At 70.6% G+C, this 8,998-nt stretch carries 7 protein-coding genes; 3 read left to right on the plus strand and 4 right to left on the minus strand.

The genetic code is table 11. The features are described from left to right. Window positions 1-104 precede the first annotated feature (104 nt). The 4 genes from ACWF9Z_RS17945 to dnaK are packed head-to-tail and all read right to left on the minus strand — an operon-like array spanning window position 105 to window position 4,334. Window positions 105-551, minus strand: a complete 447-nt coding sequence (locus ACWF9Z_RS17945; protein ID WP_453603182.1) for a heat shock protein transcriptional repressor HspR — start codon at window positions 549-551, stop codon at window positions 105-107. 1 nt (window position 552) lies between these two features. Beyond that, window positions 553-1,746, minus strand: coding sequence for a molecular chaperone DnaJ (gene dnaJ / locus ACWF9Z_RS17950; RefSeq protein ID WP_453603184.1), 1,194 nt, complete (start codon window positions 1,744-1,746; stop codon window positions 553-555). A gap of 54 nt (window positions 1,747-1,800) precedes the next feature. Continuing rightward, window positions 1,801-2,487: a nucleotide exchange factor GrpE gene (gene grpE, locus ACWF9Z_RS17955; protein ID WP_453603185.1), complete on the minus strand. Its 687-nt coding sequence runs from the start codon at window positions 2,485-2,487 to the stop codon at window positions 1,801-1,803. Continuing rightward, window positions 2,487-4,334, minus strand: coding sequence for a molecular chaperone DnaK (gene dnaK, locus ACWF9Z_RS17960; protein WP_453603186.1), 1,848 nt, complete (start codon window positions 4,332-4,334; stop codon window positions 2,487-2,489). Before dnaK ends, grpE begins: the two co-directional genes overlap by 1 nt. Window positions 4,335-4,642: 308 nt before the next feature. On the opposite strand from dnaK, the gene ACWF9Z_RS17965 reads away from it, so the two are divergent. The 3 genes from ACWF9Z_RS17965 (at window position 4,643) to ACWF9Z_RS17975 (ending at window position 8,879) form a co-directional block, all read left to right on the plus strand. Continuing rightward, window positions 4,643-5,179: a sugar transferase gene (locus ACWF9Z_RS17965; RefSeq protein WP_453603188.1), complete on the plus strand. Its 537-nt coding sequence runs from the start codon at window positions 4,643-4,645 to the stop codon at window positions 5,177-5,179. Between the two features lie 136 nt (window positions 5,180-5,315). Continuing rightward, window positions 5,316-7,763, plus strand: a complete 2,448-nt coding sequence (locus ACWF9Z_RS17970) for a (Fe-S)-binding protein (protein WP_453603190.1) — start codon at window positions 5,316-5,318, stop codon at window positions 7,761-7,763. Window positions 7,764-7,955: 192 nt separating this feature from the next. Then, window positions 7,956-8,879 carry a Yip1 family protein gene (locus ACWF9Z_RS17975; RefSeq protein ID WP_453603192.1) on the plus strand — a complete coding sequence of 308 codons (924 nt, stop codon included), beginning with the start codon at window positions 7,956-7,958 and terminating at the stop codon, window positions 8,877-8,879. Window positions 8,880-8,998: the final 119 nt, after the last annotated feature.

Below are 8,998 nucleotides of genomic sequence, written 5' to 3' on the forward strand. Positions count from 1 at the left end.
TTTTTTTTTATCCCCCCCCGCTGCGTGCGCTCAATCCACCCCACACACGCGCGGGGCCCCCCCGGGGGCCCCGCCCCCCGGCCCCACCCCGTTTCACTCCTCCGTCAGTCCAGCGGGCGCTTGGGGCGCCAGACGACCAGCGCGTTGCCCGGCACCGGCGGCTGGTACGGGACCAGGTCCCGCCGGTACGAGGCGTGCACCTGGGCCTCGCGCTGCCGGAGGACGGCGGCGGCGCCGTCGACCGCGGCGGAGAGCTCGGCCACGCGCTGCTGGAGCGCGGCGACCTGGTTCTCCAGCTCGATGATCCGCTTGATGCCCGCCAGGTTGATGCCCTCGTCCTGGGACAGCGCCTGCACCGTGCGGAGCAGTTCGATGTCACGGGCCGAATAGCGCCGGCCGCGGCCGGCCGTCCGGTCCGGGGAGACCAGGCCGAGGCGGTCGTACTGCCGCAGGGTCTGCGGATGCAGGCCCGAGAGCTGGGCGGCCACCGAGATCACGTAGACCGGGGTCTCGTCGGTGAGCTGGTAGTGGCTCCTACGGCGGCCGTCCATGTCATGCTCCCTTCGCGGACTCGAACAGCGCGGAGCGCGGGTCCTCGGACTCCGTCGCGTCGCGGAACAGCTCCAGGGCCTCGCGGGCCTTGTCGTTCAGCTCGGTCGGGACCGCGACCTCCACCGTCACCAGCAGATCGCCGCGGGTGCCGTCCTTGCGGACCGCGCCCTTGCCGCGGGCCCGCATCGTACGGCCGCCCGGGGTGCCCGGCGGCAGCTTCAGCGTCACCGAGGGGCCGTTCAAGGTCGGGACCTTGATGTCGGCTCCCAGCGCCGCCTCCGCGAACGTCACCGGAACGGTCACCGTGAGGTTGTCGTCCTTGCGGCCGAAGACGGGGTGGCCGTCGACGTGGACGACCACGTAGAGGTCTCCGGAGGGGCCGCCGCGTTCGCCCGGAGCGCCCTTGCCCCGCAGCCGGATCCGCTGGGAGTCGGAGACCCCCGCCGGGATCCGGACCTGCATGGTCCGGGAGCTGCGGGCCCTGCCGCTGCCCTTGCAGATGTCGCAGGGGGTCTCGGCGATCAGGCCGCGGCCCTTGCAGTCGGCGCAGGGGTCGGTCAGCGAGAAGCCGCCGCCACTGCCCCGGGAGACCTGGCCGGTGCCGACGCAGGTCGGGCACACGCGGGGCGTGCCGTTCTTGTCGCCGGTGCCCGAACAGGCCTTGCAGGGCGCCTGCGAGGACATCCGGAGCGGGACCGTGGCCCCGTCCACCGCCTCCGTGAAGGAGAGGGTGACCTCCGACTCGATGTCCTGGCCGCGGCGCGGCTGGGTACGCGTCCCCGTACCGGGGCCGGCTCCGCCGCGGTTGAACAGGCCGCCGAAGACATCGCCCAGGCCGCCGCCGAAGCCGCCGCCCGCACCGCCTCCGGCACCCGGCTGCGTACCGCCGAAGAGGTCGCCGAGGTCGAAGTTGAACGAGTTGCCGCCCCCGCCCGGCCCGGGGCGGAAGCCCCCGTTGCCGAACAGGGCGCGGGCCTCGTCGTACTCCTTGCGCTTCTTGGCGTCACCGAGGATGTCGTTCGCCTCGGAGATCTCCTTGAAGCGCTCCTCGGCCGAGGCGTCGCCCTTGTTGGCGTCCGGGTGGAACTCGCGGGCGAGCTTCCGGTACGCCTTCTTGATCTCGGCCTCGGTGGCGTCCTTCGGGACACCGAGGACCTTGTAGTAGTCCTTCTCGACGAAGTCCTTCGTGCTCATCCCCGGTGTCCCTCCTCTCGTGTCTCGTGCCGCTCCGGTCCTACGTGGTCAGCGTCAGCCCTCGTCGGGGGCATCCGCGTCCTTGGCCGACAGGTCCGACGGGGACTCAGTCTCCGCCGCCTCGGACTTCGGGGCCGCGCCCGGCTGGGGCTCGGCCACCGCGACCCGCGCGGGGCGGATCGTACGCTCGCCGATCCGGTACCCCGGCTGCAGGATCGCCACGCAGGTGTCCTCGGTGACGTCCGGCGCGTACGAGTGCATCAGGGCCTCGTGGATCGTCGGGTCGAAGGGCTCGCCCTCCTTGCCGAACTGCTGCAGGCCCATCTTGGCCGCGGCGGTCTCCAGCGATTCGGCCACCGACTTGAAGCCGCCGACCAGTTCGCCATGCTCCCGTGCGCGGCCGATGTCGTCCAGGGTCGGGAGGAGTTCCGTCAGGAGGGACGCGACCGCGATCTCCTTGACGGCGATCCGGTCCCGCTCCACCCGGCGGCGGTAGTTCTGGTACTCCGCCTGGAGCCGCTGGAGGTCCGCGGTGCGCTCGCCGAGCGCGGTGCGGGCCTGGTCCAGCTGAGCCAGGAGAGCTGTTTCCCGGCCGGCGGTCTGTGCTGCCGTGGAGTCCCCGGCCGGGGCCGCGGCCTCCTCCTCGGAGGAAGCGGCGGCCTTCGGTTCGGCGGCGTCGTCAGGCGTGCCGTCGGCGGGGACTTCGGGCTTCTCCTCGAACCCCGGGGTCTCCTCCGACATCAGGCAGCGCCGCCCTTCGGCTTCTCGTCGTCGACGATCTCGGCATCGACGACGTCGTCGTTGGCGTCAGCGGCCTGCTGAGCGCCCTCGCCGCCCGCGGCGCCCTGAGCGGCCTGGGCGTCGGCGTAGATCGCCTGGCCGAGCTTCTGGCTGACGGCACCGAGCTTCTCGGTCGCGGTGCGGATCTCGGCGGTGTCCTCGCCCTTGAGCTTTTCCTTCAGCTCGGCGATGGAGGCCTCGACCTCGTCCTTGACCTCGGCCGGGACCTTGTCCTCGTTGTCCTTGACGAACTTCTCCGTCTGGTAGACGAGCTGCTCGCCCTGGTTGCGGGACTCGGCCGCCTCCTTGCGACGGGAGTCCTCGTCCGCGTACTGCTCGGCCTCCTGGCGCATGCGGTCGACCTCGTCCTTGGCGAGCGAGGAGCCGCCGGTGACGGTCATCTTCTGCTCCTTGCCCGTGCCGAGGTCCTTGGCCGTGACGTGCATGATGCCGTTCGCGTCGATGTCGAAGGAGACCTCGATCTGCGGGATGCCACGGGGGGCCGGCGGCAGGCCGGTCAGCTCGAACATGCCGAGCTTCTTGTTGTACGCCGCGATCTCGCGCTCGCCCTGGTAGACCTGGATCTGCACGGACGGCTGGTTGTCCTCGGCCGTCGTGAAGATCTCGGACCGCTTGGTCGGGATCGTGGTGTTGCGCTCGATGAGCTTGGTCATGATGCCGCCCTTGGTTTCGATACCGAGGGACAGCGGGGTCACGTCGAGGAGCAGGACGTCCTTGACCTCACCCTTGAGGACACCGGCCTGGAGGGTCGCGCCGAGGGCGACGACCTCGTCCGGGTTGACGCCCTTGTTCGCGTCCTGACCGCCGGTGAGCTCCTTGACGAGCTCGGCGACGGCCGGCATGCGGGTGGAGCCGCCGACCAGGACCACATGGTCGATCTCGGACAGCTGGATGCCGGCGTCCTTGATGACGTTGTGGAACGGGTTCTTGCAGCGGTCGAGCAGGTCCGCGGTCAGCTGCTGGAACTGGGCGCGCGTGAGCTTCTCGTCCAGGTGGAGCGGGCCCTCGGCGGACGCCGTGATGTAGGGCAGGTTGATCGTGGTCTCCGTGGAGGAGGACAGCTCGATCTTCGCCTTCTCGGCGGCCTCGCGCAGGCGCTGGAGCGCCATCTTGTCCTTGCCCAGGTCGACGCCGTGGCCGTTCTGGAACTGCTTCACGAGGTAGTCGACGACGCGCTGGTCCCAGTCGTCGCCACCGAGGTGGTTGTCACCGTTGGTGGCCTTGACCTCGACGACGCCGTCGCCGATCTCGAGGAGCGACACGTCGAAGGTGCCGCCACCGAGGTCGAAGACCAGGATCGTCTGGTCGTCCTTGTCGAGACCGTAGGCCAGGGCCGCGGCGGTCGGCTCGTTGACGATGCGCAGGACGTTGAGGCCCGCGATCTCACCGGCTTCCTTCGTCGCCTGACGCTCGGAGTCGTTGAAGTAGGCCGGGACGGTGATGACCGCGTCCGTGACCTTCTCGCCCAGGTACGCCTCGGCGTCGCGCTTGAGCTTCTGCAGGATGAAGGCGCTCATCTGCTGCGGGTTGAAGTCCTTGCCATCCAGGTTGATCTTCCAGTCAGTGCCCATGTGGCGCTTGACGGAGCGGATGGTGCGGTCCACGTTCGTGACCGCCTGGCGCTTGGCCACCTCGCCGACGAGGACCTCGCCGTTCTTGGCGAAGGCGACGACGGACGGCGTGGTCCTGGCGCCCTCGGCGTTGGTGATGACGGTGGGCTCGCCGCCTTCCAGAACGCTGACGACGGAGTTAGTGGTGCCCAGGTCGATGCCGACCGCACGTGCCATTTTGATTCCTCCAGGTGACTTGAGTGGAACAGACTCAAGAGTGCACCACGCCGGAGGCTTCGTCAACAGAGCTGAGCCGAGGGGGCTCAACTCTTACGCTCCCCTTACGCTCACTCCGGGCCCCGGGGCGGCCCGTAGCGGGCGCACACCGCCCCACACCGCCCCACACCACCCCGCGCCGCCCCTACCGACCCGCCCGCCCCACAGGCCCCGCCCGCCCCCGCCCACGGGGCCGAGCGGGCGACGCGCCCCCGGCGCCACCGCGCGGCACCGCCGCCGGGGCCACGGGCGTACGGCAACGTGCGGGCATGCCGTCGCTCACGCAGCACCTCCCGCTCCGTGTCCCCGCCCCGCCCCCGGCCAAACGGATCCTCGACCTCACGGGGTCGGTGCTCCTGCTCGGGGTGCTCCTCGTGCCGATGCTGCTGATCGCCGGGCTGCTGTACGCGGCCCAGGGCGCACGGGTGCTCGTACGGGAACCGGCGGCCGGAGCGGGCGGGCGGCCGTACGACGTCTGGCGGTTCCGGATCGGCGAGGGCTGGGCCGGGGCGGCCCTGGAGCGGTCCGCGCTGGACGGTCTGCCGCAGCTGTTCAACGTGGCGCGGGGCGAGATGTCGATGGTCGGGCCGCGCCCGCAGCCCCGCACGGACGGGGCCGACCGGGCCGAGCGGCTCCTCGTACGGCCCGGGATGACCGGGCTGTGGCAGGTGAGCGCGCGCTCGGACCTGCCGTGGGAGGAGATGCACCTGCTGGACCGGCACTATGTGGAGAACCACTGGCTGGGGATGGACCTGGCGATCCTCGCGCAGACCCCGCGGGCGGCCTGGCGGCACAGGCGGCCGTGAGGCCCGGGGCGTGAGGCCGGGGGCGAGCGACGCAGATCACCGCGCGCTCGGCTACATTGCGGCGTCGGGACTGGGTAACCTCAAGCCTTGACTGGATAAGTTACCGCTTAGTAAGTCCCGCCCGAGGAGCCCTCCCATGCAACTCGCCGCGATCATCGTGTCGCTGGTCCTGACCGTGGTCGGCGTCGCGCTGCTCGCCCGAGCCGTGGCGCAGATCTACCGCTTCGTGAAGCTCGGACAGCCCGTACCGGCCGGCAGCCGTACGGACGATCCGAAAGCACGAACGATCACCCTGGTCCGGGAGTTCCTCGGCCACAGCCGGATGAACCGCTGGGGCCTCGTCGGCTTCGCGCACTGGTTCGTCGCCATCGGCTTCCTCACCCTGCCGCCGACGCTGCTGCAGGCGTACGGACAGCTCTTCGAGGCCGACTGGGTGCTGCCGGTCATCGGCGGCTTCCTGCCGTTCGAGCTCTACATCGAGTTCATCGGCCTGATGACCGTGCTCGGCATCGTCATCCTGATGGGCATCCGCCTGGCGTCGCTGCCCTCGCGGGCCGGCCGCAAGTCGCGCTTCACCGGCTCCAAGGCCTGGCAGGCGTACTTCGTCGAGTACGTCATCCTCACCATCGGCCTCGCGATCCTGTGCCTGCGCGGCCTCGAGGGCGCGATCCACCACGTGGATTCGTACGAGCCGGCGTACTTCGTCTCGTACCCGCTGGTCCTGGCCTTCAAGGGGCTCTCGGCGAGCGCGCTGCAGAACGCCATCTACTTCACCGCGATGATCAAGATCGGCACGTCGCTGATCTGGATGATCGTGGTCTCGCTCAACACCAACATGGGTGTCGCCTGGCACCGCTTCCTCGGCTTCCCGAACATCTGGTTCAAGCGGAACGCGGACGGCGCGGTCGCGCTCGGCGCGCTCCAGCCCATGACCAGCGGCGGCAAGGTCATCGACTTCGAAGACCCGGGCGAGGACGACGTCTTCGGCGTCTCGCAGGTCGAGCAGTTCTCGTGGAAGGGCATCCTCGACTTCTCCACGTGCACGGAGTGCGGTCGCTGCCAGTCGCAGTGCCCGGCCTGGAACACCGGCAAGCCGCTGTCCCCGAAGCTCCTGATCATGTCCCTGCGCGACCACGCGCACGCCAAGGCCCCGTACCTGCTCGCGGGCGGCGGCAAGGACATGGAGGGCAACGAGAAGGCCACGCCGGAGCAGTTGGCGAACGTGCCCGCTTCCGCCCTCGCGGAGGCCGAGCGCCCGCTGATCGGCACCGCCGAGGAGAACGGCGTCATCGACCCGGACGTGCTGTGGTCCTGCACGAGCTGCGGTGCGTGCGTCGAGCAGTGCCCGGTGGACATCGAGCACATCGACCACATCGTCGACATGCGGCGCTACCAGGTGATGATCGAGAGCGCGTTCCCGTCGGAGGCGGGCACGATGCTCAAGAACCTGGAGAAGAAGGGCAACCCCTGGGGCCTCGCGAAGAAGCAGCGGGTCGAGTGGACCAAGGAGGTGGACTTCGAGGTCCCGATCATCGGCAAGGACGCGGAGGACCTCTCCGAGTTCGACTACCTCTACTGGGTCGGCTGCGCCGGCGCGCTGGAGGACCGGGCCAAGAAGACCACCAAGGCCTTCGCGGAGCTGCTGAACATCGCGGGCGTCAAGTTCGCGATCATGGGCGGCGACGAGAAGTGCACCGGTGACTCGCCGCGCCGCCTGGGCAACGAGCCGCTCTTCCAGCAGCTCGGCCAGGAGAACGTGGCCATGCTGAACATGGCGTTCGGCGAGGACGACGACGACCCGGCGACGAAGAAGCCGAAGTCGGCGAAGCGGATCGTCTCGACCTGCCCGCACTGCTTCAACACGATCGCGAACGAGTACCCGCAGCTGGGCGGCGAGTACGAGGTCATCCACCACACGCAGCTGCTCCAGCACCTGATCGACGAGGGCCGGCTCACCCCGGTCACCCCGGTCGACGGGCTGATCACGTACCACGACCCGTGCTACCTCGGCCGCCACAACAAGGTCTACACGCCCCCGCGCGAGATCATGTCGGCCGTGCCGGGCCTGCGGCAGCAGGAGATGCACCGCCACAAGGAGCGGGGCTTCTGCTGCGGCGCCGGTGGCGCCCGGATGTGGATGGAGGAGCGGATCGGCAAGCGCATCAACAACGAGCGCGTCGACGAGGCCCTGTCCCTGAACCCGGACATCGTGTCGACGGCGTGCCCGTTCTGCCTGGTGATGCTGACCGACTCGGTGAACGGCAAGAAGAACGACGGCCAGGCGCAGGAACACGTCCAGGTGGTGGACGTGGCGCAGCTGCTGCTGGAGTCGGTGAAGACGCCGGAGCCGGTGGTGGTTGAGGAAGAGCCGGAGCCGGAGCCGGAGCCGGCGGCGAAGCCGGTGACGGAGGCCGCGAAGCCGGCCGCCGAGGCTCCGGCCGAGGCCGAGGCGGCGAAGCCCGTGGCCGAGGCGCCTGCGCCGAAGGCGGACACGGACGCGAACGCGGAGGCGGACGCGAACGCGGACACGGACAAGGACGCGGAGGTTCCGGCGGAGCCGGAGGCCGACGCCGGGGCGAAGTAGCCCGCGCAGCGCACGCCGGAACGGCCCGTCCCCCCTGGGGACGGGCCGTTCCGCTGTCCGGGGACCGTCCCGGACCCCACCCCGAGACCGCCCTCCAGGTACCCCCTAGGGGATGTCACAGGTCAGCCGCAAAGGCTGCCACTTCCGGCACCCCGGCCACCGCGCCGCTCCGGAGCGGGTACTTTCGATCACGTGGCTGGATTCAGGATCGGACGCGGCCGGGACAACAACCGCACCCCGCAACAACCCCCGCGGCAGCAGCCGTACGGTCAGCAGCAGGCGCCCCACCAGGGGCCGCCGGCATCCGCACCGTACGGCCAGCAGCCCTACGCTCCCCAGCAGTGGCCCCAGCAGGCCGCCGCCGGGGACCACGGCGAACCCGAGTACTTCGACCCGCACGGCGGCCACGGCCCCGGGCAGGGTCCGGGGTACGGGCACGGTCCGGGACCCGGGGCCGGGAACCCGAGCGACGCCCCGGGATACACCCAGGCCTTCGCCATCGGCGAGGACCCGTACCCGTACAACCAGGGCGCCACGTACCAGGCGGGCGCGGCCCAGGCCGCCGCCCCCACCGGTCCGCGGCTGCCGTGGAAGGAACTGCTGCGCGGCATCGTGCTGCGGCCGGGGCCGACCTTCCTGCAGATGCGCGACTACGCCGTCTGGGGGCCGGCGCTGGTCGTGACCTTCCTCTACGGCCTGATCGCGGTCTTCGGCCTAGACGACGCCCGCAAGGACGTCATCAACGCGACCCTCTCGAAGGCCGTCCCGATCGTGCTGTCGGCGGGCGTGGCCTTCGTGATCTGCGGCCTGATCCTCGGCGCCGTCACGCACACCCTGGCCCGCCAGCTGGGCGGCGACGGGGCCTGGCAGCCGACGGTGGGACTGTCGATGCTGGTGATGACCCTGACGGACGTCCCGCGCCTGCTGTTCGCGATGTTCCTGGGCGGCGACAACATGCTCGTACAGGTGCTGGGCTGGGCCACCTGGGTGGCCGCCGGCGCCCTCCTCACCTCGCTGGTCGCCACGTCGCACGACCTGCGGTGGCCGAAGGCCCTGGGCGCGTCGGCGATCCAGCTGGTCGCCCTGCTGTCGATCATCAAGCTGGGCACGATCTAGCGCGCACACGCACGCACACCCGCGGCGCGCACGGCGTCCGGAACGGAGAGGGGCCCCCGGGGCGGGGGGGGGCGGGGGGGGGGCGCCCCGGGGCCCGGGCACGGGGGGGGGCGCGGGAC

It is taken from the genome of Streptomyces sp. NPDC054961, from assembly GCF_053609145.1.

Coding starts and splice junctions, on each gene's coding strand:
- ACWF9Z_RS17945 (WP_453603182.1), bottom strand. CDS start 551: ATGGACGGCCGCCGTAGGAGCCACTACCAGCTCACCGACGAGACCCCG.
- dnaJ (WP_453603184.1), bottom strand. CDS start 1,746: ATGAGCACGAAGGACTTCGTCGAGAAGGACTACTACAAGGTCCTCGGT.
- grpE (WP_453603185.1), bottom strand. CDS start 2,487: ATGTCGGAGGAGACCCCGGGGTTCGAGGAGAAGCCCGAAGTCCCCGCC.
- dnaK (WP_453603186.1), bottom strand. CDS start 4,334: ATGGCACGTGCGGTCGGCATCGACCTGGGCACCACTAACTCCGTCGTC.
- ACWF9Z_RS17965 (WP_453603188.1), top strand. CDS start 4,643: ATGCCGTCGCTCACGCAGCACCTCCCGCTCCGTGTCCCCGCCCCGCCC.
- ACWF9Z_RS17970 (WP_453603190.1), top strand. CDS start 5,316: ATGCAACTCGCCGCGATCATCGTGTCGCTGGTCCTGACCGTGGTCGGC.